This window comes from Vibrio sp. 10N.286.49.C3, from assembly GCF_041469545.1.
GTDB classification, from domain to species: Bacteria; Pseudomonadota; Gammaproteobacteria; order Enterobacterales; family Vibrionaceae; genus Vibrio; species Vibrio tasmaniensis_A.
This window is the reverse complement of sequence record NZ_JBFRKT010000002.1, coordinates 1-25,793: the sequence shown is the minus strand read 5'-3', so window position 1 is coordinate 25,793 and position 25,793 is coordinate 1. Positions and strand designations below refer to the sequence as shown.

The following is a 25,793-nucleotide window of genomic DNA, read 5'->3' as shown; positions in this document are numbered from 1 at the left end:
ATTACTGTGTTGAATCATTTCTTGATGCTGCATATATCTCTCCTGAGAATGTGATGGTGTAACACCAATATATCGACTTTATGCCGATATCAGCAAGCACATTAATATTAACCTTTTATTACAGCCTGAATAATTTTCTGTAACTATTCAGGCCTTTGATAAATTGAAAATTACGCTCTGCTTGTAGTAGAAAGCAGCGCCCCAGCACCGATAAAGACACCACCAGTCACACGATTAAAAACCTTGGCTCTACCTTTAGCAAACAACCAATTTGATGATTTCGCACCTAGGTAGGCATAAACCAGTAACCAAGACAATTCCATCACAACGAAGGTCAAAGCGAACACCAAAAATTGAGGAAATAGCGCTATCGATGGGTCAATAAACTGAGGAAAAAGTGCGGTAAAAAATAGAATAGCTTTGGGATTGCTCGCACCAACAATGAAGCCACTTAAGTAATGCTGCGCAGCACTTTCATTAACAGGTTGAGAGCCTGCTTGTTGATTCGATAGCTTGTCGTAATCTTGCTGACTCGACCGTAGCGACTTCCAACCGAGATAAATAAGGTAAGCAGCACCCGTCCACTTAATGATATTAAACACCACTTCTGACGAAGCAATAATCACCCCTAAACCGGTAAAAGATAACGTAAGGATTCCGGTAATGGCAGTCACGCTACCCAAGGCGGTAAATATCGATAACTTAAAGCCTGATTGCACACCTTTGGTCATGCATAATAAAGAGCTTGGCCCGGGCGAAGCTGTCAAAATCAGCACCGCTAATAAATAATAAATCCATGTATCAAAGCTCATCGCGAATTCTCCTTAACTCACTAAAACGACTAAACATTGACCATCAATATGTGATAGTTATTCACATTAAGCAACTAAATAATATGCAACGAATCCTCAACGCTAAGTACGATATCCAAAATGTAGGCAATAAAAAACGCCATGCATTGCTGCATGGCGTTTAAATTCAAACGTTTCAAATAGAACGTCTTATCAGGTTCTAACCTTAAGTTTCCAGCCTAATCTCTAAGCCAAATCCCTAAGCTAACGACTAACAGTAACCTAGTCTTTGTAGATAGAGAACTCATCCGCGCAAGCAACAAGCTGCTCACGAGTGATCATGAATACGCCATGACCACCGTTAGAGAATTCAATCCAAGTGAATGGAATCTCTGGGTACTGATCCATCATGTGAACCATTGAGTTGCCCACTTCACAGATAAGAATACCGTCATCAGTTAGGTAGTCTGGTGCGTTAGCTAAGATACGACGAACCAATTTCAGACCGTCTGTACCCGCTGCTAGGCCAAGTTCTGGCTCGTGAGTAAACTCATCTGGCAGGCTGTTCATATCTTCTTCGTCCACGTAAGGTGGGTTAGATACGATCAGGTTGTATTTCTCTTTTGGCAAGTCACGGAAAAGATCTGAACGGATTGGGAACACTTGCTGCTCCATGCCGTGATCTTGAACGTTCTGCTCTGCAACTTGCAGTGCGTCTGTAGAGATATCAATCGCATCTACTTCTGCGTCAGGGAATGCATGAGCACAAGCAATAGCAATACAACCACTACCCGTACACATATCCATGATGCGAGTTGGCTCTTCAATTAACCAAGGTTGGAATTGAGCTTCGATCAGCTCACCAATTGGAGAGCGAGGCACAAGAACGCGCTCATCAACGAAGAACTCAAGGCCACAGAACCAAGCTTTATTGGTTAAGTAAGCCGTTGGTGTACGCTCATTGATACGCTTGATTACGCGCTCAACAATACGCAGACGTTCGCTACTTGTTAGACGAGAGTTCATCACATGCGAAGGAACATCAATCGGTAGATAAAGAGTAGGTAAAATTAGTTGTACCGCCTCATCCCACGCGTTATCAGTGCCGTGACCATAAAATAGGCCCGCTGCGTTAAAGCGACTAACAGTCCAACGAATCACATCTTGAAGCGTGTGTAGTTCTGATACCGCTTCTTCTACAAAAATCTTATCCAAAATTGTCTCCGAAAAGCGCTACAATACTGCTAATTACGTTTCTAATTAGAATTCATAACCTGATGAGCAAAAAAGACACCGACTTCGATGACGATTTCGCCCTGTTCAACGATGCAGTAAAGGGCGTTAAAAAGTTGCAACAGGATACCATAGTCCAGCAGCCAAAAAGAAATGCCAAGCAAAAAGAAATTACTCGAACGGCAAGACAAGCCAGTGATAGCGAGTTTTATTTCTCGGATGAGTTCATTCCGCATCTTAGCGAAGAGGGGCCTACACGTTATGCGCGCGATGATGTCTCTAAATATGAGGTGAAGCGCTTACGTCGTGGTGTCTATGTACCGGATGTATATCTTGATATGCACGGTATGACGCAGCAAGAAGCCAAACGTGAACTTGGCGCGATGATTGCGCACTGCGTTAAAGAGAGCGTAGCTTGTGCCTGTGTACAGCACGGCATTGGTAAACACATCCTTAAACAGAAAGTGCCTTTGTGGTTAGCACAGCACCCAGATGTGATGGCTTTTCACCAAGCACCTTTAGAGTTCGGTGGCCATGGGGCGCTACTGGTTTTACTTGCTATCCCAGATAAATAGCCATCGACTTGCTCTTTATTCTAAAAAGTACGTCCAGCACCTTGTCGTTTGGTCGAAATAATCCGTTAGAAACAACAAAGGGCATCTCAATAATCATGAGATGCCCTTAAATTTATCTTGAGAAAACGGTCTCAGCTATGGATTGATGTTCCAAAGTAACTCGCCTTTTTGTTTTTCAAGGTCGAATTCAATACACGCGAGCCCTGAGGTTGGGAACATAGGTGGCGCCATGCCCGTCGCAAATTCAGCCGTTAAATAGCCCACTAGAGGTAAATGAGAAACAAATAAAATGGTCTCTAGCTTTTCTACTTCAGCCATTGCTATGGTCAAATCAAACACATCGTCAGACATTCCGTAAGGCGTAATATCATCACAGGTTTCTACTTTCTTTCCAGAAAACGCTTGAGAGATTTCTAACCACGTTTCTTGTGCCCTCAAGTATGGGCTCACAAGCACTTTATCGAACTGGCTAAACCCTTGCTCATTTGCAGCTTGTGCTACCGCAAGAGACGCCATTTTACCGCGCTTCGTTAACGCTCGTTCTGCATCCGAGTTAGCAAAATGTTCTGCTTCACCGTGGCGCATTATGAATATTTTCATGTTCAGTCCTGTCTACGTAACATTTCGAAAGTCGATATATCCCATATCAGCGATACGCTACTTAGCGTTTGGCTCTCAAACTAGAGAAACCGCAGTCTATATAAATAATTATATCAAGTCACTTGCTAAAGAGTTCGACTTTCTTAACAATCTTATTAAAAGAAAATAAATCACTGATAAAAATCGATAAAAGTGATTTAGAAGTCGCCAAAAAGCACTTCATATCCCAAAATATGATCGCGAGGTTTGCACCTTAAATCATCGCGTACATAATTTAAAAACCACCTTCTCTGGAGATGCATCTGTGCATTTAAGCCCTAATGATGAACATCAATACCGTTACTTAACATTAGATAACGGGTTGAGAGTACTGTTAGTTCACGATCAGAACGCTCAAAAAGCTGCAGCCGCACTCGCCGTTAATGTCGGGCATTTTGATGACCCTACAGACCGAGAGGGTTTAGCTCACTACTTAGAGCATATGCTATTTTTGGGAACTGAAAAGTATCCAAAGGTCGGAGAGTTCCAAAGTTTTATCAGCCAGCATGGCGGTAGCAACAACGCATGGACAGGAACCGAACACACCTGCTTCTTTTTTGATGTTGAATTGAATGCCTTTGAAAATGCACTCGATCGCTTCAGCCAATTTTTTACTGCCCCCCTGTTCAACGAAGAAGCCTTAGACAAAGAACGCCAAGCCGTTGATTCAGAGTATAAAATGAAACTCAACGACGACTCGCGACGCTTGTACCAAGTGACCAAAGAGCTGGTGAATAACAATCACCCATTCTCGAAGTTTTCTGTCGGTAATATCGATACGTTGGGTGACCGAAACGGCGAGACGATTCGACAAGAGATCTTGGCTTTCCACCAGCAGCAGTACTCTTCAGACTTAATGACACTGACGCTGTCTGGTAATCAATCATTAGACGAGATGCAAAGTTGGGTTGAGGAGCGTTTTAGCTCGATTACCAACCACCAACTACAAGGCAAGAAGGTTGAAGTACCGATTGTTGGCGAATTAAGCACGGGGGTACAAGTACACGTTAAACCGATCAAAGAAGTGCGCAAACTTATCTTAACCTTCCCAATGCCAAGCATGGATGAACACTACGGTATTAAACCATTATCGTTCTTTGCACACCTTATCGGTTACGAAGGCGAAGGCAGTTTGATGATGCAACTCAAAGAGAAAGGCTGGATTACTTCCCTCTCCGCAGGTGGCGGCGCAAGTGGCAGTAACTATCGTGATTTCACAGTCAGTTGCTCAATAACCATCGAAGGTTTAACCAAAACCGATAACATCATCCAAGCGGTGTTCCAGTACATTAAGTTGATTGAACAACAAGGTATTGAAGAGTGGCGTTACCTCGAAAAACGGGCTGTTTTGGAATCAGCCTTCCGCTTTCAAGAGCCCTCAAGACCACTTGATGTCGTCAGCCATCTCGTTATCAACATGCAGCATTACCAAGAGCAAGATGTAGTGTATGGCGATTACAAAATGTCGCATTTCGACGAAGAGTTACAACGTTCTCTGCTTCCTTACTTAACCGTCGACAACATGCGGGTCACCATTGTTGCTCAAGGGTTCGAATATGACAGAGAAGCGAAATGGTACTTTACGCCCTATTCGCTCACACCATTTAGCGCTGAGCAAGTTCAATGCTTTACATGCATTAACCCCGGCTGGCAGTTTGAGCTCCCAAGCAGAAACCCATTTATTTGCTACGACTTAGACCCTGCAGAGCTCGAAGGTGACGCTAAGCACCCACAACTGTTAGAAGAGCTGGACGGCTTTAAGTTATGGCACCTCCAAGACCATCAATTTCGAGTTCCAAAAGGTGTGGTGTATATCGCTATAGATAGCCCACACTCAGTTGCCACCCCGAGAAACATCGTTAAAACACGCTTGTGTGTAGAGATGTTCTTAGACTCGCTTGAAAAAGATACGTATCAAGCTGAGATTGCTGGCATGGGCTACAACATGTATACCCATCAAGGTGGTGTCACACTTACTCTATCTGGATTTAGCGAGAAACAGCCACAGCTGCTCAATATGATTCTTGAACGTTTCCAAGCACGCGACTTTAGTTCAACACGATTCGAAACGATTAAGCATCAATTGCTCAGAAACTGGAATAACGCATCGCAAGACCGTCCTATTTCTCAGCTGTTCAATGCGATGACGGGAATCTTACAGCCAAACAACCCGCCCTATTCCGTTTTAATTGAAGCGCTGGAAACAATAGAAGTCGACGAGCTTTCTTCTTTTGTTCAAGCTATTTTGGCCGAACTGCATGTCGAAATGTTTGTGTATGGTGACTGGAAAAAAGCCGATGCGAACAAGATGGCTGAAACGCTAAAAGATGCCCTGCGTGTTCAAGATCAGGCTTACGAAGAGTCACTGCGCCCTTTAATCATGCTGGGTGATAACGGTAGTTTCCAACGCGAAGTGGTCTGTAATCAAGATGACTCAGCCATTGTGGTTTACTACCAATGTTCAGATATATCACCTACAAATATTGCACTGTATTCATTGGCCAACCACTTGATGTCAGCCACTTTCTTCCACGAGATTCGTACTAAGCAGCAGCTAGGCTATATGGTCGGCACTGGTAATATGCCATTGAACCGACACCCAGGTATTGTGTTGTATGTGCAATCGCCTAATGCAGCCCCAGCAGATCTGTTGGCTTCCATAGACGAGTTCCTCAATGCCTTTTACATGGTATTGCTAGAGCTTAACGACTATCAATGGCACAGCAGTAAACGCGGTCTTTGGAATCAAATTTCAACGCCAGATACCACCTTGCGTGGTCGTGCTCAACGCTTATGGGTTGCGATAGGCAATAAGGATTTGGAATTCAATCAGAGGGATCGCGTGTTAGAAGAGCTCAAAGGTCTGACTCGCTCAGACATGATGCGCTTTGTGGTTAGCCAACTTAAACCTCGTACAGCGAATCGTCTGATTATGCATGCCCACGGCAACGCTCATAATGAAGAAGAGAAGTTGTCAGCAGGTGTGGAGATTGGCTCAATTGATGAGTTTCAGTTGCGTCCTAAAGACTGTGAGCTTGGTTAGTCGTTCTTAGTAAAAAGATCAGAAGGTTGATGTGAAAGCATCAACCTTTTTTATTGAATGCAGCACAAGAGCAGATCTCCTATTACGCTCCTTCGTCGCTTTAGGAGATGACGGTAGTTTTGATTGAGGTGTGTTGACCACCTTCCTAATCAACACAATAGCTTACTTGTTACATCTCAATCGTCACTCCCAAAAAGAGAAACGACCGAGTTAGAAATCTCCCACACCAACCAACACTACCTTACAGAACACATCACCCTCCCCCGCCATTCCCGAGAAGGAGGAACGACTGAGTCGTGAATCTCCCACACCAGGCCAACATTACCCGACAGAACTCATCACTACCCCCGTCATTCCCGAGAAGGAGGAGCGACTGAATCGGGAATCTCCTGCCTCTCGAATACTCCCATAAAAATGAAGCCCGCATCAATTGCTTGATACGGGCTTTATAATCAAAGTGCTAGAAAGTTACTAATCGAAAGAGTTACTTATAAAAAGACTCATCCAATCCAGCACGTGTCAGTAGGCCATCACATGGCGCAAAACGATCACCGTACTTCTTAGCGAAGTCGTTCATCATCTCTACCAGTGACTTAATACCGATTTGATCCATATAACGGAACGGACCACCTAGGAATGGCGGGAAGCCGATACCGAAAATAGCACCAATATCGCCATCTCTAGGGCTACGGATAATGCCATCATCCAAACAACGAACCGCTTCGTTGAGCATCGGTAACACACAACGCATTGCGATGTCGTTATCGCTTAGCTTAGGTTCAGGTTGCAGCTTAAGCAGTTTGTAAACTGACTTATCGACTTCCTTCTTCTTACCTTTGTAAGTGTAGAAACCTTTGCCACTCTTACGGCCTTTACGGTTGTCATTCAAAAGAATGTCGAACACATCAGGGCCTTGGAAACGTTCGCCTAATTCATTAACTAGAATCGGGATGATCTTCGCACCGATATCAACACCGACTTCGTCTAACAAAGTAATTGGGCCAACCGGGAAACCAAAGTCCAGCAACGTGCTGTCGAGCTTTTCAATCGGCTCATTTGCCAATAACAGATGCGCAGCTTCATTCATGTATGGAGCAAGAATACGGTTTACGTAGAAGCCAGCCGTATCTTTAACAACAATCGGTGTTTTACCTTGCTTCTTCGCTAATGCAACAACCGTCGAAATCGTCTCTTCTGACGTTGTTTCATGAGGAATAACTTCAACCAGTGGCATTTTTTCTGCTGGGCTGAAGTAGTGAAGACCGACTACGTTTTCTGGTCGCTGCGCCTTCTCTGCAATCTTATGGATTGGCAGTGAAGACGTGTTGGTCGCAAAGATAGTCTCTGACTTGGCATTGGCTTCAATGTCTGCAACCATTGATTGCTTAAGGTCGAGATCTTCAAATACCGCTTCAATCACCACATCCGTGTGGTTAAAACTCGTAAAGTCGATGCCACCAGACAGTTGTAACATCTTACTCTCAAGGCCAGCTCGGCTCAGAATACGACGTTTACGTTGCTTATCGAACAACTTGTAATTGTAGTTAAGTGCATTGAGCACACCTTCATTAGACACATCTTTAATACGAACCGGTACTTTCGCTTTAGCAACACTGACGTGGCTGATACCAGCGCCCATAAGACCACCGCCCAATACACCAACACGCTTAACCGCTTTCGGTTCTGCGTCTGCGCCGTGTTCTTTTTTCATTTCAGTCGTTGCAAAGAAAATCGAACGAAGGGCTTTGGATTCTGCGGTCATCACCAATTCAGAGAAACGCTTCGCTTCGTACTGAAGACCTTTATCAAAGCCGTTCTCTAAGCCATAACGAATCACATCAAGAATCGCATCAGCGGCTGGGTAATTACCGCGTGTTTTCTGATTGGTCTTCTTTGAAGCCTGTTCAAAAATAACCTTGCGACCAAGACCCGTACGTGAAATTAGTTTTTCTTTGGCCGAAGCTTGGCTTTTAGACGCCAAGCGCTTACCTTTTTTCCCGCCTGAGTTCTTTTCAACAAAGCTCTTAGCCACTTCCAGCAAGATAGTTTCTGGCACACAAGCATCCACGACACCTAGCGATTTCGCTTTTTTAGCGCGCAGTTGCTTACCCGTAAGAATAAGGTCAAGAGAAGGCAGTAAACCGATAAGACGAGGAAGACGTTGCGTACCACCAGATCCTGGTAACAGACCAAGTTGGACTTCTGGCAGACCTAAGCGAGTCTTATCTGAATCAGTACATACGCGGTAATCACACGATAGTGCCAGCTCTAAGCCACCACCTAAACATGGGCCGTGAATCGCCGCAACAACAGGATAAGGCAAATCAGAAAGTGCTTGGAACATCTCCTGCCCCTGACGAGCAAGAGATTGCGCTTCATCTGCTGTCTTGCAAGCATCAAGCATTCGTACGTCAGCGCCAGCAATAAAATTATCTGGCTTCAATGAATGAACGATTAAGCCTTTAACTCGGCTTTGCTTTTCCTTCAACTGCTCGAAGATTGCTTTCATTTCTTCGGCAAATGCCGCTTGTAGCGTGTTCATTTTTTCGTTTGGTACATCGATCGCAAGCCATGCAATATCTTGGTCATCGATAGTTAAAGAAAACGCGGTCGCCGGTTTTACGGCTTCATCATTTGAAACCGTCTTATCACTTTTAGATACAGTCACTGGCTTTGAACCCGTTTTTTTGACTGCTTTCTTTTCTTTTTTCACATCAAGAGTCGTAGACATTATTCCACCTCCAAGATCATTGCTGCACCTAAGCCACCAGCCGCACAAGCAGTATTCAATGCTAGGCCACCACCACGACGTTTAAGTTCACGCAGTGTCTGAGTCATCATACGCGCGCCAGTCGCTGCAAACGGGTGTCCGTAAGCAATTGAGCTACCCAGCACGTTGAACTTCTCCATATCAATCTCACCGATCGCTTTGTCACGGCCAAGATTCTTCTGAGCAAATTCATCGCTTGCGAACATTTTGACGTTAGCCAGAACTTGAGCTGCAAACGCTTCGTGCATCTCGATAAGTGTTAGGTCTGATAATTCTAGTCCTGTGTTCTTCAATACTTGAGAGGTCGCGTACGTCGGTCCCATCAGCATATCCGTTTCAACACCAATCGCTGAGAACGCGTAACCACGAATGTAACCAAGCACTTCTAAGCCTAGCTCTTTCGCTTTTCCTTCGCGCATCAACATCACTGCGGCACCGCCATCGGTAAGAGGCGTGGCATTGGCTGCCGTTACACTGCCGTATTGTCTGTCGAATGCAGGGCGCAATTTAGCGTAACCTTCAACCGTCGAGTCGTGGCGAATGTTGTTGTCTTCTGCTAGGTACTTTTTATAAGGCGCGGGGAATGCCGTCATCACTTCGTCTTTAATCTTGCCTTCTTTCCATGCTTGAGAAGCCAAAGAGTGAGAACGGTGAGCAAGTGCATCTTGAGCTTCGCGAGTAATACCATGTGTCTTAGCCATCTGCTCAGCAGTTTGTCCCATAGACAAACCTGTCGAGTATTCTGCGACTGCTGGTGGTACTGGCATCAAATCTTTGACTGAAAATGTTTTAAGAATCTTCAGTTTTTGACCTATGGTTTTCGTTTTACTCAGTGCTAATAAGTTCGCCGCTAACTTTTTCGAAACACCGATTGGCAATACAGAAGAAGAATCCGCGCCGCCCGCAATACCAACATCAATCGTGCCAGCCATAATGCTCTCGGTCACGTTGACTGCAGCTTGGAAGCTAGTCGCACATGCTCGCGTCACACTGTAGGCATCAGTATTAATGTCCATGCCTGTACCCAGCACGATTTCACGTGCAATGTTCGGTGCTTCTGGCATTTGCACTACTTGCCCGAACACGACTTGTTCGATAAGCGCAGGATCGACATCAGTTCTTGCAAGCATTTCGCTCACCACCATTTTGCCTAGGTCAACCGCAGGCACTTGGCTAAATTCTGTGCTCTGACGAGCGAATGGGGTTCGTAGTCCAGCGACAACGGCAACACGTTCTCCAGAACGCGTTTTGACTTCCTGTTTGCCCATGGTTTCTCCTTAAGGTTAAGAGGTCTGACCTGAAGCATTGTAAACAAGTTGTTAATTAAATCAAACAGGCGTTTAAATAAACGTGATACGAGTATCCCACTGCTTGAAAATCTAACTGAACATTCAGGCGAACCTTTTTGAGGGAAAGGTTGTCGTAAGATACTAAACTATTGCAAGCAAAGCTGTTATCGCTATGTAAGGAATGGTTTTCTTGAGGCAAAAAAAAACCACACAAAACTGTGTGGTCGGAATGTATATAAAGCAATTAACTTAACGCCAATTGAAATAATCAGTTTCCTGATTAGGAGAAAGTAAAGTCAGCCTTCAAAAGGAAGTGTCGTCTTGCTCAACATGCTAGCCACGAATGACTAACTAGACGACAAGGTGTACTATAGCGTTTTCGAGGGCTTAAATTTTGAAGTAGATCAATTTTAATGTGATTTTACGACTTCCTGCCGACGTTAGCCCTAAAAACGAAACAGCATATATAACGAAGCACAACGTATAGAAGACAGCTATACGCAGAGCAATTATGGAGGCTCGTGTGTCAATAATAAAAATGTTTGGAAAGAAAACAGCCAAGCGTCCGGTCAACTCTGATATGGACAAACAAAGAAAATACGAAGCACTCGTGCGCGCCTATCATCGTGACCTCTTTCGCTATGCCTATTGGCTATGCAAAGACAAAAGCATTGCCGAAGATTTAGTTCAAGAAACTTGCCTTCGTGCATGGAAGTCACTCGATAGCCTACAAGATGAAAAAGCCGCAAAGTCATGGCTGATTACTATCTTGCGCCGCGAGAATGCTCGACGTTTTGAACGCAAACAATTTGATCTGGTTGATATCGACGATCATGGTAACGATGCTAGCATCAGTGATGACCCACATCATCAACACCAATGGTTGCAAGCGCAGATCATGAAACTTGAAATCGAATACCGTGAACCCCTCTTCTTACAAGTGATTGGTGGTTTTAGTGGTGATGAGATCGCCGATATTCTCGATCTTAACAAAAATACGGTGATGACACGTTTATTCAGAGCTCGAAATCAGTTGAAAGAGATGCTGGATACAGAAGAGGCAGAGAGGGGGCAACATAATGGATGATTTGGAATTTCGTCGTCGTGTATTGTCGGAACCTAAGCAACGTACACAAGACATTATTGATGCAGCAGCGAATAGTGAAGCCAATAGTAATTTCTTAGACGATGTACTATCACTTGATAAGCAAATCCATTCAGCATTGAATGTGGATGTGCCAGACGATCTGGCAGATCGTATCCTATTCAATCAGACCTCAAGCGAAGAGAGCAAAGTAGTAAGGCCTACGTTTGCTCGACGAGCGATGGCAATGGCTGCTTCTGTGGCATTCGTTGCAGGTTTATTGGTTGGTCAAGTCAACTGGGGCAACGCGTTGGTATCTCCAGCTCAAGCAAGCTTGGCGGATACTGCAATGAAACATGTTGTTGATGAAAAGAGCTTCGTTAGTGCACTTGATGAAAATGTATCATCTCAACAAATCAACGCAAAAATGAACCCGTTTGCTTTTCAGTTTGATGAAGCCTTCCCTTACCACGTCTATTACCTGAACCACTGTGGTTTTGGCAAATCCAACGCAATGCACATGGTTTTCCAAGGCGAAAAAGGCAAAGTCACGCTGTTTTTAACTGGCATTCCGACTGACAAGTCTATCGACTTTGATGAAAAAGGCATGTCAGGCTCGGTAACACCGATCGATGGCAGCAGTTTGATCCTTGTAGGGGAAGATGGCGAGGATGTCTCTAAAATCGCCGAAAAGCTGACAAAAATGATCAAACCAATGAGCTAATTTGCTCTCAAAGCCCCGTAACAAAAGGCCCAGCAAGTATATCACTGATATTGCTGGGCTTTATTTATCAATAAATCGCAAAACCATTCACCACACCAATACCTCTAGAGTTAAAACTCTAAAAAACAGCATTTCTCTCCATTTTCGTGCCAGATAGGCGTCATTTCCATAATTTTACCCTCAAAATTTCCAATGGTCGGATTTGTATATCGTATACTTCCGAATAGGATCAGCCAACATTGAGCAATTGCTCAAATTAATCGCCCTGTAGAGGCGGATATATAAAGGAATAAATGAATGACTACCAACAACACGCGTCTGTTTAAAAAGTCTCTTTTAGCAGTAACAATCACACTGGCATCTTCGCAAGCGATGGCAGCAGGTTTCCAACTTAACGCACAATCAGCAACCGGCATCGGCCGTGCTTTTGCTGGTGATGCAGTAATCGCAGATAACGCGTCAGTAATGGCACGTAACCCTGCAGCAATGGCACTATTTGATAAAACTGAGCTATCTCTTGGTTTTGAAAGCATCACTTCAATGATTGAAGTCAACGACGTTAACTACGTTGGTGGTCAAGTGCCAGTAAATAATACTGATGATGTAGGTGATACATCTATCGCGCCTAACATCCACTTAATCGTTCCAGTAAATGATAAATTTGCTTGGGGTATCAATGCCTACTCAAACTTCGGTACTAAAACAGAGTTTGACGACAACTATCCGGCAGCTGAATACGGTGGCTTAACGGATGTTAAGAGCGTCAACTTTGGTCTTGCAGGTTCTTACCGACTAGACGACCAATGGAGCTTCGGTGCAGGTTTAGACCTTATTTATGGTCAAGGCACGATGAAACGCACCTCTGGTGTAGGCATGCAAGCTGGTAATGTACCTCTAGGTACTCCTTTATTAAACGTCGACAAAGCTGATGGTTGGGCTGTTGGCTTTAACGTTGGTACCGTTTATGAGCTAGATGAAAACAACCGTTTTGGTCTATCTTACCGTTACAGCCCTGAAATCACCGCTAAAGATGACAAGGGCCAAGAGATCACGCTACCACTACCAGACATCGCTGAATTCTCTGGTTTCCACAAAATTGAAGATACTAAGTTCGCAGTTCACTACTCTGTACAATGGATCGGCTGGGGTGACTTCGACCAGATCGAATTCCAGAACCTATCTCAAGGTGCGATCAAAGGCGCTTACAATAAAGAATACAAATGGCAAGATGGCTGGCACTACGCAATTGGTGGTACTTACTACCTAAACGATACATGGACACTACGTACCGGTTACATGTATGACACCAGTGCACAAGATGAACTGACGTCTATTTCTGTACCAGATTCTGACCGTCAGTGGTTCTCTGCTGGTTTCACTTACCATATTGACACCGCTTCAAACGTAGACTTCGGCTTTACATACTTGTTAGGTGACGATGTGAGAGTTTCAGAAAACTCTTCAAAGACACCACTAACAGCGACGACACATGCTGATGCAATCCTATTAGGTCTTCAGTACAGCCGCAGCTTCTAATATAAAGTTAGCTATAATCCCAAAGGGTCGCATTGTGCGACCCTTTTTTGTTTTCCTAAACCACTGACCAACCTAAATTTAAGCTTACAACTGTAGCCTGCAGAGCAAATATACAGCTACAGGTGTACGCTCAAACTTCGCAACACAGCCGAAACATTTAGATGATTTCTCTAATAATTAAACACATTTGCTCATTTAATCCCTAAAACACTGTTTTATTCGAATTTCATTTTTAAAGTAATAACTCTAAAAGTAGAATCACGCCACTAAATACTTATGATTCAGTGAACATAATAATGAAAATAAATAAAACTCTTCTATCTTCTGCAGTGGCAGTTGGATTACTTTCGACTTCTACCGTAACTAACGCGGCAGGTTTTCAACTAGCAGAATACTCAGCAACAGGTTTAGGCCGTGCTTACGCTGGTGAAGCAGCAATGGCTGACGGTGCAGACGCGCAATGGCGTAACCCTGCTATGCTGACTTACCTAGAAGGCACACAGGTTTCTGTGGGTGGTATCTACGTTGACCCAAATATTGATATTGAAGGGACTTCTACAACTCCTCGCGGAAAAACAACATCTAACTCTAGTGACTTCGCGCACAGTGCTTTTATTCCAAATTTTTATGCTTCTCATAAGTACAATGACAAATTTGCGTTGGGTTTTGCTGCAGGCACAAACTACGGTATGGCAACGGACCTGGGTAAAGACTTTGGTGGTGCAAACCATGGTAACGAAGCAAGTGTGACTACTATGGAGCTGAACTTGAACGCTGCATACCAGGTACTAGAGAGTGTTTCTATTGGTGGTGGCGTACGTTACATCATGGCTGAAGGTAGCTTTGGTGCAGTATCAACTAAAAACTCTCTTATTCCAGTGAAGTCTGGTACCTCTTTGAAATACATGGAAGGTGATGACACGGCATGGGGTTGGCAAGTTGGTACCGCTTGGGACATTAATGAAGACAACCGCCTTGGCTTTACCTACAAATCAGAAGTTGACCTGACTTTAGAAGGCTATGCAAAAGGCTTTGGTTTCAACCCAACAAAACCAGAAGCACACAAAAGTGGTTCAATGGACCTCGCTCTTCCGGCAACAGCTGAACTTGCTAGCTTCCACCAGCTGACAGACACTGTAGCGGTTCACGCAAGTATTAACTGGACGAACTGGAGCAGCTTTAAAGAGCTTGTTGCTGATTTCCCTGGCGAAAAAAGCGTAGAGATCAAGCAAGAGAACTGGGAAGACAACTACCGTTTTGCAATCGGTACGACTTACCAAATGACCCCTAAACTAGCACTGCGTTCTGGTATTGCCTACGATACTTCAGCGGTAAGCGAAGAGCACCGTACTGCGACGATCCCAGAAACAGACCGCACTTGGTTAAGTATTGGTGCGGGCTACCAATGGTCAGATCAGCTAACTCTGGATGCTGGCTTCACTTACATTCTAGCGAAAGACGCGAAAATGCATGAAAAAGATCCAAAAGCAGATTACTTTGGTGGTAGCTTCGAAGGCGAAGTGACAGGCAGCATCTGGTTAGTCGGTATCCAAGCCAACTACCGCTTCTAGGCTAGTTACCTAATTATCTACTTACCGAAAGGTAGAAAAGTAGACAGCATTAAAAAGGCTCGATGTTGAATTAACATCGAGCCTTTCTCTTATCTGCTTATTTAAGCTTTGTATTTAGTAATCTTCGAGATACTCATCAATGAAATCTTCTTCCTCAAGATCAACCTCTTCTGGCTCGATCTCAGCTTTAAAATCTTGACGTTGGATGTAAATATCACGAGTCAAAGCATATGGATCTGGAGAGTCATCTAATAAGGCTTCTTGCGAGGCCAACTGAGCACGTGTTTCCATACCTTCAAAGGCCCACTTCCCTAACTTTGCCCAGAAGGTAAACAGAGACAAAGGTACGTATAAGCTATCCACTTGCTCTGTAACTTGTCGAGTCGTCACAGGGCCATATCCCGGCAGCATAAAATACGGTCCATTCCCTACCCCATAATGACCAATCGCATCAGAAAACGACTTTTCGTCATATTTGGTGATCCCCGCTTCGCTAGCAATATCAATCAGACCAAGAAGACCAAAGGTAGAGTTAATCCAAAAACGATTGAAATGATCGAGCGCTTTCCCACCATTCCCCATAATGAGATTGTTGAGCATACTTGATGGCTCATCTAAGTTGGCTAAAAAATTGGAAATACCAGAGCGAATTGGTACAGGGGTATAGTCAACATAGGCAAGAGAAACAGGTCGAACCAAATAAGGATCGAGATACTCGTAGTTGATATCCCACATCGCCCGGTTGAAACCTTCAAAAGGGTCGTTCGGATGGGACTCTTCGACATATTCAGAGGTTTCGAGGTTATCACCGCCATTGCTTTCATCTGGTACGCTCGAACAACCTACCGTTAAGCTTGCGATGAAGAGTAAACTCGAAAGTCTTAAAACACTGATAGACATATCACCTTTTCCATAAGGAATAATAAAAAAGGCCAGCAATCGCTGGCCTCAATTGGTTGCGTAAGTCTATACCGTTTTTTAATAAATCGGAATAGCTAACGCCTATGCAAAGTAATGATTAATATTGCTTATTGATATCAATGGTAACTGGGGCACCCAGTTCAACCACTTCACTTTCACCGAACCAATCACCGTCTCGAGTTGAAACGTTACCATCTGTATCAAGCCTAGCTCTAACCATTAGAGTTTCAAGGCTGGACAGTTTCTGTCCTTCCAACATGCTGTTGCCATCATCAAGAACGACAGTACGAGGGAAAGTTCCTAGCGGATAACGAGCCGCAGCAATCGGCATTGGTGAGCCGTCTGCTCTGTGCACTGATACAACTAACACTGAACTAGGGGCAGCATTCACATCACCAGATAACTCAAGCGTTACAGCAACAGTTTTACCTTGGTCAACGCCCATAGCATTGCCCATTTTCTTCTGTGCACTTTCAATACTGCGCGACAACATTTCATAGCGACTGTCTTGTGGACCAATCATCTGTTGCATGATGCTCCAGTACTTAACAGCACCTGGGTAGTCTTGACGCTCAAACGCATCAAACGCTAGCAACGAGAACACACGAAGATCAACATAGTCGTTTTGAATCAAACGGCTCAAAATTAAACGAGCTTGGTTTTGATCCGCATCATCAGGTGAAAGCATCAATGCTTGTGCATAACCTAGCTGAACATCTTCATTCTTTGGCTCAAGCTTGTAAGCTCTTTGCATCGAATCTTTCGCAGTTTCCGCGTCGCGGTTAGCCAATGCAATACGACCTAATAGTAACCAACCTGTCGAATCTTTTGGTTGATAGTGCAGACGAGTACGAAGTGCCAGAGTCAAATCTTCTAGTTCATCATCCGTTAATGCACCACCTTCCGATGACATTAGCTTTTTAGACAACTCAGGAAGGTTTGAACTCACTTCTTGCCAGTGTTGGACTTTATCCAGAGCACCAAACTGAAAGTACATACCATATGTAACAACCACGACTAGGACAATAGATGGTACTACGACGCCCAATGTTGAGATTTGGGTCTTCTTCATCTCTTTCTGCGCAGGTACATCATCAAGTAGAGACTGTTTCAAATCAGCGATCAGCTCTTGTTGGTTATCAACAAGGCCTTCTTCTGCTTCTACTTCGAGCTCAACGAGACGATCTTTATAGAATGCTTTGTTCAACTCGTCGCGAAGCATTTCATCATTGTTCGCCTTCTTATTTATGAAGGGCAGAACAATTAAGAAAATAGCTGCTAGCGAAAGGATAATGGTAGAAATCCAAAATAGAGTCATTACTTCTTATCTCCGTCGTTCTCTTCATCGAGTAACGCTTTTAAACGAGCTTCTTTGTCTGCATCCCAGTCTTTATCTGACTCTACTGCTTTCGACTTTGACTTTCGGCTTCGTAAAATGATCAAACCGAAACCAAACACGACTACCGCAAACGGACCAACCCAAAGGATTGATGTGGCTAATGTGAGTGGTGGGTTGTAAGTAACAAAGTTACCGTAGCGAGCAATCATGTAATCAATGATGTCTTGCTTCGACTTGCCATCTTTTGTCATTTCATACACTTTTTGGCGTAAATCAACCGCAAGCTCTGCGTTCGAATCACCAATGGTGTTGTTCTGACATTTAGGGCAACGCAGCGTGTTGCTTAGCTCTTTGAACTGCTGCTCTTGATCAACGGTATCAAATTCATGAAATTCGATAGGCGCAGCAGAAACAGTCGCCGAAATAGCAAATGTAGCGAATAGAGCAATCAGTGTCTTCTTAATCATTTCGCTTCCTCCAACAACTCTTGGTACATCGGCTCAAGCGTCGATGCCCAGTTAGTTGGGTTCACGTCACCAACATGGCGATAACGAACTACGCCGTTAGCATCAATGAGGAAAGTCTCTGGAGCGCCATACACACCAAGGTCAAGACCTAGCATGCCGTTACCATCGAACAGGCTGATCAAGTATGGATTGCCCAGCTCTTTTAACCAACCTACCGCTTTATTGCGATCATCTTTGTAGTTAAGGCCAATAATCTTAACGCCTTGACCCGCTAACTTATTCAAGTAAGAGTGCTCTGCATAACAAGTAGGACACCAAGTCGCCCACACATTTAGAAGCAGTGGCTCACCTTTAAAGATAGCTTGATCATGGAACTTACCCGGTTGCTCTAAGTCTTCTAAACCGAACTCAGGTACTGGCTTACCAATCAATACCGATTCAAGTTTAGTCGGGTCATCACCCGACTGGTTACGCATCAATTGAGTCGCAAAGATTCCAACTAGAACCATGAACGCAATCAATGGAATGAATAAAATCTTCTTGTTCATTCGAATTAAGCCTCCTGCTCTTTAGTAGACTTTTTCGTTGGCTTACGGAAGCGGTAACGACGGTCACTGATAGCAATAACACCACCAATCGACATAATCAGAGAACCAGCCCAGATCCAACGTACAAATGGTTTGTAGTAGATACGCACAGCCCAAGATTTATTGTCGTCTAAACGCTCACCCATTGCGATGTAAAGGTCGCGCGTTACGCCACGATCAATCGCCGCTTCTGTCATCATCGACTTAGCGGTTGTGTAAAAACGTTTTTCAGCGTGAAGCGTGTTGATGTATTTGCCTTCTTTGGTAATTTCAAAGTCAGCAATGTAACCATCGTAGTTAGGGCCATCTTTGTCACGAACTCCTGTAAACAGGAAGCTGTACTCTTCAAGTTGGTAGCTTTCACCTGGTGCTAAGCGTACGTCACGTTCGATGCTGTAGTTTTGCACCATCGCTATACCAATCACTGTCACGGCCAAACCAATGTGACCACACATCATCGCCCAGTGGCTACGAGGTAGTTTAGTCAGGCCTTTCAGGAATGTATGACGGTGTGTCGCACGTTCATGAAGCTCAAAGCCATGCATGAAGATAATCCAGAATGCCATTACCCAACCAGCAAAAGCGGTACCGCTGAAACGGTCAGCCAGCATCGTAACCATTAGCGCACTTAAGCCCAGTGAGAATACACCTGAGATCAGCATAGGTTTAACGAGCTTAGATAGGTTGTCACGTTTCCAACGGATCAGTGGACCGATACCTAATAGGAACGAGAACGGGATCATTAACCAGAAGAACAACATATCAAAGAATGGTGCACCGATAGATACCGAGCCCAAGCCTAACTGTTTATGAACTAATGGCAGCAAGGTACCAACTAACACAACCACAAGTGCAGCAATCAATAGGATGTTGTTGCCGAGTAGCGCGTTTTCACGAGAAACCAAATCGAAGTTACCACGTACACGAACCGATGCGCCTTTAACAGCAAACAACAACAGTGAACCACCGATAACGAACACTAAGAAACCTAGAATAAACATACCACGGGCAGGATCCGACGCGAATGCGTGAACCGATACCAAGATGCCCGAACGAACTAAGAATGTACCTAGTAAGCTTAGTGAGAATGCAGAGATAGCCAGCAAGACTGTCCAAGCTTTAAATGTGCCACGCTTTTCGGTTACCGCTAGTGAGTGCATTAGAGCAGTACCAGCTAACCAAGGCATGAATGAAGCGTTTTCTACTGGATCCCAGAACCACCAGCCACCCCAGCCAAGTTCGTAGTAAGCCCACCATGAACCAAGTGCGATACCTACTGTTAGGAATAACCAAGCAGCGATTGTCCAAGGACGAGACCAACGAGCCCATGCCGTATCTAAACGACCGCTCATTAGAGAAGCGATTGCAAAAGAGAACGCTACCGAGAAACCTACATAACCCATGTAAAGCATTGGCGGGTGAATAATCAAACCCGGATCTTGCAGTAGTGGGTTCAAGTCACGGCCATCAACAGGGAAGAAAGGCAATGTACGTAAAAACGGGTTAGACGTTACGATAATGAACAGCAAGAAGCCGACAGTAATTAAACCCATAATCGCCAGTACGCGAGCCACAGACTCTTGAGGCATACCACGACTAAACGTTGCAACTGCTACCGTCCAACCCGCTTGGATTAGAACCCAAAGCAGTAGTGAGCCTTCATGAGCCCCCCAAACCGCGGTAATTCGGTAGTACCAAGGTAGTTGGCTATTCGAGTTACTTGCTACGTATTGAATCGTAAAATCATTTGTGTAGAACGCGTAACACAAGATAAAGAACGAAATCGCTAGGAATCCGAACATACCCCACGACAGCGGTCGTGCACTGTTCATCAATAATGTGTTATTTCGAGCGGCTCCATACAGTGGGAGCACGCTTAGCAGCAGTGCAAGTCCCAAAGACAGGATCATCGCAAAATGGCCGATCTCGGCTATCATTGAGCATTTCCTTCTTTTTGTTCAGTCGTGTATTGCAAAGGCTCATGAGTTTTCTTCATTGCTTCAGCAACTTCAGAAGGCATATATTCTTCATCGTGCTTTGCCAACACCTCAAACGCTTCAATTGTCGTTGCATCCTTAAGGACACCTTGAGCAACAATACCTTGGCCTTCACGGAAAAGATCAGGAAGGATGCCATCATATAGAATCGTCACTTTAGGGCCTACATCAGCCAAATCGAAGCTAACACGCAATGATTCATTGTCACGGCTTACAGAGCCGACTACAACCATGCCACCAATACGTAAGCGTTGACCCACTTCAGGTTTTTTACCATCTTTGCCGTTGACGAGCTCGGTTGGTGTATAGAACAGATCCATGTTCTGGTTAAGTGCATAAACCATCAATCCAACAGTTGCACTGATACCAAAAAAGATCGCTAAGATAATGCCTAGCCTCTTTTTGCGTCTTGGGTTCATAGAGTGTTCTCCATATTTTTTGCTGCATCAATACGAGCTTGACGGTCAATCTTAGCTTGTACTTCATTTAATAATTGCTTACCACGACGAACGCTTACGACCAGTAAAATGATCATCGCGAGGAATGTGATTCCAAATGCACTCCATACATATGAGGCGTAGCCACCCATGGCAAAGAAATCACTCAGAGATTCAAAATACATAATTACCTACCCTACTACGCTTTATTAGCCGCTAGCTTGCGAACCCATGGACGGTGACTCTCTTTACTGATGATTTCGTTTCTAAAACGAACCATAGTCACGGCACCAAAGAAAAAGGCAAAACCGAAGATGTTAAGAAGAAGCGGCCATAGCATGTCACTTGAAATAGAAGGCTTATCAAACTTAGTAATTGTTGCGCCTTGGTGGAGTGTGTTCCACCACTCTACTGAAAAGTGAATGATAGGTAGGTTGATGACACCAACGATGGCCAAAATACCGGCTGCTTTTGCTGCGGTTTTTTGGTCGTCAAACGCATGGTGCAGTGCAATAACACCTAAATATAGGAATAGAAGAATCAGCTCTGAGGTTAAACGTGCATCCCAAACCCACCAAGCACCCCACATTGGTTTACCCCAAACAGCGCCAGTTAGTAACGCAATAAAGGTAAATACAGCACCGATAGGCGCCATAGCCAACGCAGCCATGTCTGACAGCCTTACCTGCCATACCAAACCGATAAAGGCGGCAATTGCCATCGACATGTATACACCCATAGACCAAATTGCAGACGGAACATGGATATAGATAATTCGGAAGCTATCGCCTTGCTGGTAATCAGAAGGGGCAAATGCAAGCCCCCATACAGTACCGGCGGATAGACACAATAGCGCTAGGATCGAAAACCATGGCAGAAGTTTACCAGCAAGCTGATAAGAGGTTTCTGCTTTGGCGTAGGGATGGAGCCATTTCCACATGTTGTAATCTCACTCTTACTTCATATTGCTTACAGCTATCACAGCTATAATTATTATAATTTATTTGGCTTACAGCTTCTTTCAGTGACTCTAGGAGTTTGAAGGCTTTAAATAGTTCACTTTGAACATGCAAAGTGCTAGTGAGTGCGTAGTTAATCTTAACCAGGTAATTAACTAGTTAACACTCACTCTCAGTGCTGCACTGATGGCAAATGGGGTGAGCGTCATCGCGCCCATTAACATTGCCCCTAACACCGCTAATTGTCCGTTATACGCAACGCCTAACGCTGCGGCATCAATCGCTGATGTAGCAAATATAAGAATTGGGATATACAACGGCAAAATAAGCAGACTTAACAGCACACCACCTTTTTGTAACCCAACCGTTAAAGCCACACCAATCGCACCAATAAAGCTTAATGCAGGCGTACCGACCGATAACGTTAAGACTACCGATAACCAAGTATCGAAATCCAAGGACAGCAGTACCGCCAACAACGGACTGATCAAAATTAATGGTAACCCTGTCAATAACCAGTGCGCTATGACCTTGGACAAGACTACCAACTGCAACGGGATGGGCATCAACATCATCTGCTCAAGCGCGCCATCTTGAAAATCATCACGAAACAAACGCTCTAAAGAGAGCAATGCAGAAAGCAAAGCCGCTACCCAAACAATACCTGCAGCAATACGTGCAAGTAGGTTTGGTTCAGGGCCGATACTCAATGGGAAAAGGGTGATGACAATAATAAAAAACCACAGAGGGTTAAAGATATCGGCTTGGCGACGAAATGCGATCAATAGCTCACGTCGGATGATCGTTGTCATTGAAGAGATCATATTACTCACCCAACTTTATTTTTCTTAGTTTCGGGCTATCAGCAAACATATCTTGGTGTGTGGTTAATAACACAATGCCACCGTTATCTGCATGCTGAGAAAAAAGAGACTCCAAAACCTTAACACCCTGCTTGTCTATTGCAGTCAGCGGTTCGTCTAGAATCCATAACATTTGCTTACTCAACCAAAGACGAGCCAATGCCACACGGCGCTGTTGCCCCGCTGAAAGTTGCCCTGCTGGTACGTCTTCTCTACCAGCAAGCCCCACTTGAGCCAATGCATTGTAAAGTTCTTCCTTACTCGTTCCACTGCTGTGAATCGATTGATAGAAGCTCAGATTTTCATAGGCACTGAGCTCGCGTTTCACGCCAGTCTGGTGACCAAGAAAAAGCAAATTTTGGTGATACATATCTCGATTCGACTCAATAGATTCACCATCCCAAGAGATAGTGCCGTCATCGCGGTCGCCTAGCCCAGAGATAATCCTAAGGAGTGTCGTTTTCCCAGTACCGTTACGACCTTCAACTTGAACCAGTTCGCCGGGTTTCAATTGAAAAGACAACGATTCAAACAGAACCCTGTCGTCACGAATAGCAGTTAAATTTGAGACTTCTAGCATAGGTAAATTTAGTCGAGTAATGAGAGGGCTATAGTAGCACACCAATAAGGTGACAAAACAGGACTAGGCGTTTTCGAAAGAACAAACTCCGTAAGAAACTGTTACCACCGCATCACAATTTACACATTTTCATCAACAAACAAGATATTGCATTAGATACAAACACTTATAAACATCGTTCTATATAGGTATAACAGGCACAAAAAAAGAAGCCGAAGCTTCTTTTAAGAGGTGTGCGTGATGAACATCAATTGCACATTACGCAGTAAGCGCTAAATTTAACGATGTCGAGTCGGGTCTCTACGATCACGAGAGGATGCAGGTTGTTCATCATACGATGAAGGATTACTTCTTAACGAAGGGATTTTTTCCTTACCTGCGAGCTTATTCTGCAGAGACATCATCAGCTCAGCTTCTGCCTTAGGTAATTCACACTCTTCGATCAGTTCGTTTATCCCAGCCCCAAGCTGAACCATTTTAGTTGCACGTGTATACAAACGCCCATCGGTGTCCGCATGTTCCAACTCAACAATACGTTCATTCAAGTGTTTTATCAGATCTTGCTGTTCCGTCACTTTCTGACCAAGGCCAACCACAACAGAGCGAACTTCAAGTAATTGCTTACTCGATTTTTGAAGCTCTTTATCCAAGTTACGAACTTGCAGGCGTGACGTATCGATCTGCTTTTGAATTGCACTTTTTACTTTGCTAATCAAAATCACGATGAATAACGTAAAAACCCCAACTCCGACTATCAGAGCAATAGGGTTTAAAGGAAGCGCTTCAAACATTACAGGTGAGCCATCTCATCCCATTCGTCTTCACTTAACAGCTTGTTCAGATCGACTAAGATAAGAAGCTTGCCATCACGGTTACTAACACCTTGGATGAACTTAGCACTTTCATCAGTACCAACACTTGGTGTCGTGTCGATCTCAGAAGAACGCAGGTAAACAACTTCAGCAACACTATCTACTAAAATGCCAATAACTTGACGCTCAGACTCAATAACGATAATGCGTGTGTTATCTGTGATTTCACCTTGCATCAAACCAAAACGAGAACGAGTGTCAATAACAGTAACAACGTTACCACGCAGGTTGATAATACCTAAAACGTAGTCTGGAGCACCCGGTACTGGAGCAATCTCGCTGTAACGCAATACTTCACGTACTTGCATTACATTGATGCCGTAAGTTTCTTCTTCTAGTTGAAATGTCACCCATTGAAGTACTTCATCATTTGTTTGATCTTTTCTTACTTCAACTTCACTCATATGAGACATAGATAATCCTCTTGCCGTCGTTACCGACCACTGTTGTTAACTTGATGCTTATATTGTACCAATCGTAGTACTAGCCCAATGCTTTTACGTCTAGCCCTGCATTTAGCATGGCGGTTAATGCTTCAACATGGATCAAAGCACACATTTTTTCTTTTACCATACCAGCGAGCCATGGCCGTTTCCCTGCCGTTTCTCGCCAGCGTACTTTATCTGTATTAAGCAGTTCGGTACCTTTAAGCTCTGTGCTCGCAAGCCCCCATAAGCTTTCGCCAAGCATGACTATATATTGATAATTATCTTTATAATCATCACATAATAGCTTTTCAGGCATCACCCATTTGGCGGTATCAACCACGTCTAGCTTACTATCTCGATTAGTTTGCAACCCCAAATACCAAGCAGGTTTGCCAATAATATGACTTAACTCTTCAAGGCGATGAATACCCCCGAGCTCATCAAGTGGCACAGCAAACGTCACACCGTTCACATCAAAATACAGCACTTGAAAATCTTCAGTTCTAGCCGTCGTTTCCCATGATGTAAACTGACCGGCTCCACCAGCTTGAGTTTCAAGTTCGGTAAATGGCTCAATTTGAGGAGATTCAAGATCGGGTTCAGTAGCCTTAACTTCTACTTGCTCCGTCTCCAGCGATTCAGCTTGTAACTCTTCAATTTGCTGCGATTCAACAGGTGGCTCTACAGCAATTGATAAATCAGGTTCTGGAAGATCCCAATCTTGAATTTCAGGATCTACAGACACTTGAACAGACTCTACTGCAGCGTCAAACATTTGCATGTCTGCCTGCTGAGCAATTTGCTGTGTGTTCCGATCCATCAACTCATCTAGATTCAGCTCATCGACAACATTAGTCGCTTCTAAACGACTCAGAAGTTTCTGAACATCCTCAAGATTCGGCACTTCAAATTCTGCAGCGCGTATTTCGGCGTAGCTTGAATAATGACTAGTCGTCAATTGTGGCTCTGGCTCTGGCTCTGGCTCTGGCTCTGGCTCTGGCTCTGGCTCTGGCTCTGGCTCTGGCTCTGGCTCTGGCTCTGGCTCTGGCTCTGGCTCTGGCTCTTTAGTTTGTGATTCGTCGCTAGAC

24 protein-coding genes are annotated in these 25,793 nt (G+C 44.3%); 6 read left to right on the top strand and 18 right to left on the bottom strand.

Annotated elements, in window-relative coordinates:
• Positions 1–170: 170 nt before the first annotated feature.
• Together AB4180_RS00445 and prmB are read right to left on the bottom strand one after the other, a co-directional pair.
• Positions 171–812, bottom strand: coding sequence for a LysE family translocator (locus AB4180_RS00445; RefSeq protein ID WP_102249264.1), 642 nt, complete (start codon positions 810–812; stop codon positions 171–173).
• A 261-nt stretch (positions 813–1,073) separates the two neighbouring features.
• Positions 1,074–2,006 (bottom strand): 50S ribosomal protein L3 N(5)-glutamine methyltransferase, encoded by a 933-nt coding sequence (gene prmB / locus AB4180_RS00440; protein WP_009848509.1) that lies wholly within the window; start codon positions 2,004–2,006, stop codon positions 1,074–1,076.
• Between the two features lie 62 nt (positions 2,007–2,068).
• Between prmB and smrB the strand changes: the two genes are divergently transcribed.
• Positions 2,069–2,599 (top strand): endonuclease SmrB, encoded by a 531-nt coding sequence (smrB, locus tag AB4180_RS00435; RefSeq protein WP_009848510.1) that lies wholly within the window; start codon positions 2,069–2,071, stop codon positions 2,597–2,599.
• Positions 2,600–2,734: 135 nt separating this feature from the next.
• Here the strand turns inward: smrB and sixA are convergent, their stop codons facing one another.
• On the bottom strand, positions 2,735–3,199 hold the full coding sequence (gene sixA, locus AB4180_RS00430) for a phosphohistidine phosphatase SixA (RefSeq protein ID WP_012603460.1): 465 nt from the start codon (positions 3,197–3,199) through the stop codon (positions 2,735–2,737).
• A gap of 304 nt (positions 3,200–3,503) precedes the next feature.
• Here sixA and AB4180_RS00425 point away from each other — a divergent pair, with 304 nt between their 5' ends.
• Positions 3,504–6,281 (top strand): insulinase family protein, encoded by a 2,778-nt coding sequence (locus AB4180_RS00425; RefSeq protein ID WP_102249263.1) that lies wholly within the window; start codon positions 3,504–3,506, stop codon positions 6,279–6,281.
• 484 nt (positions 6,282–6,765) lie between these two features.
• Here the strand turns inward: AB4180_RS00425 and fadJ are convergent, their stop codons facing one another.
• A complete protein-coding gene (gene fadJ, locus AB4180_RS00420; protein ID WP_198592244.1) occupies positions 6,766–9,012 on the bottom strand; it encodes a fatty acid oxidation complex subunit alpha FadJ in 2,247 nt (748 codons plus the stop codon).
• Complete coding sequence (fadI, locus tag AB4180_RS00415; RefSeq protein WP_009848514.1) at positions 9,012–10,319, bottom strand: acetyl-CoA C-acyltransferase FadI; 1,308 nt, start codon at positions 10,317–10,319, stop codon at positions 9,012–9,014. Before fadI ends, fadJ begins: the two co-directional genes overlap by 1 nt.
• Positions 10,320–10,878: 559 nt before the next feature.
• Here fadI and AB4180_RS00410 point away from each other — a divergent pair.
• The 4 genes from AB4180_RS00410 (at position 10,879) to AB4180_RS00395 (ending at position 15,255) form a co-directional block, all read left to right on the top strand.
• Positions 10,879–11,427, top strand: a complete 549-nt coding sequence (locus AB4180_RS00410; RefSeq protein ID WP_009848515.1) for a sigma-70 family RNA polymerase sigma factor — start codon at positions 10,879–10,881, stop codon at positions 11,425–11,427.
• Positions 11,420–12,148: a DUF3379 domain-containing protein gene (locus AB4180_RS00405; RefSeq protein WP_017104011.1), complete on the top strand. Its 729-nt coding sequence runs from the start codon at positions 11,420–11,422 to the stop codon at positions 12,146–12,148. Before AB4180_RS00410 ends, AB4180_RS00405 begins: the two co-directional genes overlap by 8 nt.
• Positions 12,149–12,445: 297 nt before the next feature.
• Positions 12,446–13,684, top strand: coding sequence for an outer membrane protein transport protein (locus AB4180_RS00400; RefSeq protein WP_102249262.1), 1,239 nt, complete (start codon positions 12,446–12,448; stop codon positions 13,682–13,684).
• A 296-nt stretch (positions 13,685–13,980) separates the two neighbouring features.
• A complete protein-coding gene (locus tag AB4180_RS00395; RefSeq protein ID WP_102249261.1) occupies positions 13,981–15,255 on the top strand; it encodes an outer membrane protein transport protein in 1,275 nt (424 codons plus the stop codon).
• A gap of 114 nt (positions 15,256–15,369) precedes the next feature.
• On the opposite strand, the gene AB4180_RS00390 is transcribed toward AB4180_RS00395, so the two are convergent.
• From AB4180_RS00390 to AB4180_RS00330, 13 genes are all read right to left on the bottom strand, one after another.
• Positions 15,370–16,155 (bottom strand): VacJ family lipoprotein, encoded by a 786-nt coding sequence (locus AB4180_RS00390; RefSeq protein WP_009848519.1) that lies wholly within the window; start codon positions 16,153–16,155, stop codon positions 15,370–15,372.
• Positions 16,156–16,273: 118 nt separating this feature from the next.
• Positions 16,274–17,494, bottom strand: coding sequence for a c-type cytochrome biogenesis protein CcmI (gene ccmI / locus AB4180_RS00385; RefSeq protein ID WP_102249260.1), 1,221 nt, complete (start codon positions 17,492–17,494; stop codon positions 16,274–16,276).
• On the bottom strand, positions 17,494–17,982 hold the full coding sequence (locus AB4180_RS00380) for a cytochrome c-type biogenesis protein (protein ID WP_009848521.1): 489 nt from the start codon (positions 17,980–17,982) through the stop codon (positions 17,494–17,496). The genes ccmI and AB4180_RS00380 overlap by 1 nt, the downstream gene beginning before the upstream one ends.
• Positions 17,979–18,530 (bottom strand): DsbE family thiol:disulfide interchange protein, encoded by a 552-nt coding sequence (locus tag AB4180_RS00375; RefSeq protein WP_102249259.1) that lies wholly within the window; start codon positions 18,528–18,530, stop codon positions 17,979–17,981. Before AB4180_RS00375 ends, AB4180_RS00380 begins: the two co-directional genes overlap by 4 nt.
• Before the next feature lie 5 nt (positions 18,531–18,535).
• On the bottom strand, positions 18,536–20,506 hold the full coding sequence (locus AB4180_RS00370) for a heme lyase CcmF/NrfE family subunit (RefSeq protein ID WP_102249258.1): 1,971 nt from the start codon (positions 20,504–20,506) through the stop codon (positions 18,536–18,538).
• On the bottom strand, positions 20,503–20,985 hold the full coding sequence (ccmE, locus tag AB4180_RS00365) for a cytochrome c maturation protein CcmE (protein ID WP_009848524.1): 483 nt from the start codon (positions 20,983–20,985) through the stop codon (positions 20,503–20,505). Before ccmE ends, AB4180_RS00370 begins: the two co-directional genes overlap by 4 nt.
• Complete coding sequence (gene ccmD / locus AB4180_RS00360; RefSeq protein ID WP_009848525.1) at positions 20,982–21,188, bottom strand: heme exporter protein CcmD; 207 nt, start codon at positions 21,186–21,188, stop codon at positions 20,982–20,984. Before ccmD ends, ccmE begins: the two co-directional genes overlap by 4 nt.
• A 14-nt stretch (positions 21,189–21,202) precedes the next feature.
• Positions 21,203–21,943 (bottom strand): heme ABC transporter permease, encoded by a 741-nt coding sequence (locus AB4180_RS00355; RefSeq protein WP_009848526.1) that lies wholly within the window; start codon positions 21,941–21,943, stop codon positions 21,203–21,205.
• A gap of 174 nt (positions 21,944–22,117) precedes the next feature.
• Positions 22,118–22,786, bottom strand: coding sequence for a heme exporter protein CcmB (gene ccmB, locus AB4180_RS00350; RefSeq protein ID WP_009848527.1), 669 nt, complete (start codon positions 22,784–22,786; stop codon positions 22,118–22,120).
• 1 nt (position 22,787) lies between these two features.
• On the bottom strand, positions 22,788–23,405 hold the full coding sequence (ccmA, locus tag AB4180_RS00345; RefSeq protein ID WP_102249257.1) for a cytochrome c biogenesis heme-transporting ATPase CcmA: 618 nt from the start codon (positions 23,403–23,405) through the stop codon (positions 22,788–22,790).
• 278 nt (positions 23,406–23,683) lie between these two features.
• Complete coding sequence (locus AB4180_RS00340) at positions 23,684–24,196, bottom strand: DUF2802 domain-containing protein (RefSeq protein ID WP_102249256.1); 513 nt, start codon at positions 24,194–24,196, stop codon at positions 23,684–23,686.
• Positions 24,196–24,690, bottom strand: coding sequence for a chemotaxis protein CheW (locus AB4180_RS00335; protein ID WP_009848530.1), 495 nt, complete (start codon positions 24,688–24,690; stop codon positions 24,196–24,198). Before AB4180_RS00335 ends, AB4180_RS00340 begins: the two co-directional genes overlap by 1 nt.
• Before the next feature lie 70 nt (positions 24,691–24,760).
• On the bottom strand, positions 24,761–25,793 hold a 1,033-nt coding region (locus AB4180_RS00330; protein ID WP_372081736.1), incomplete at its 5' end, for a chemotaxis protein CheW.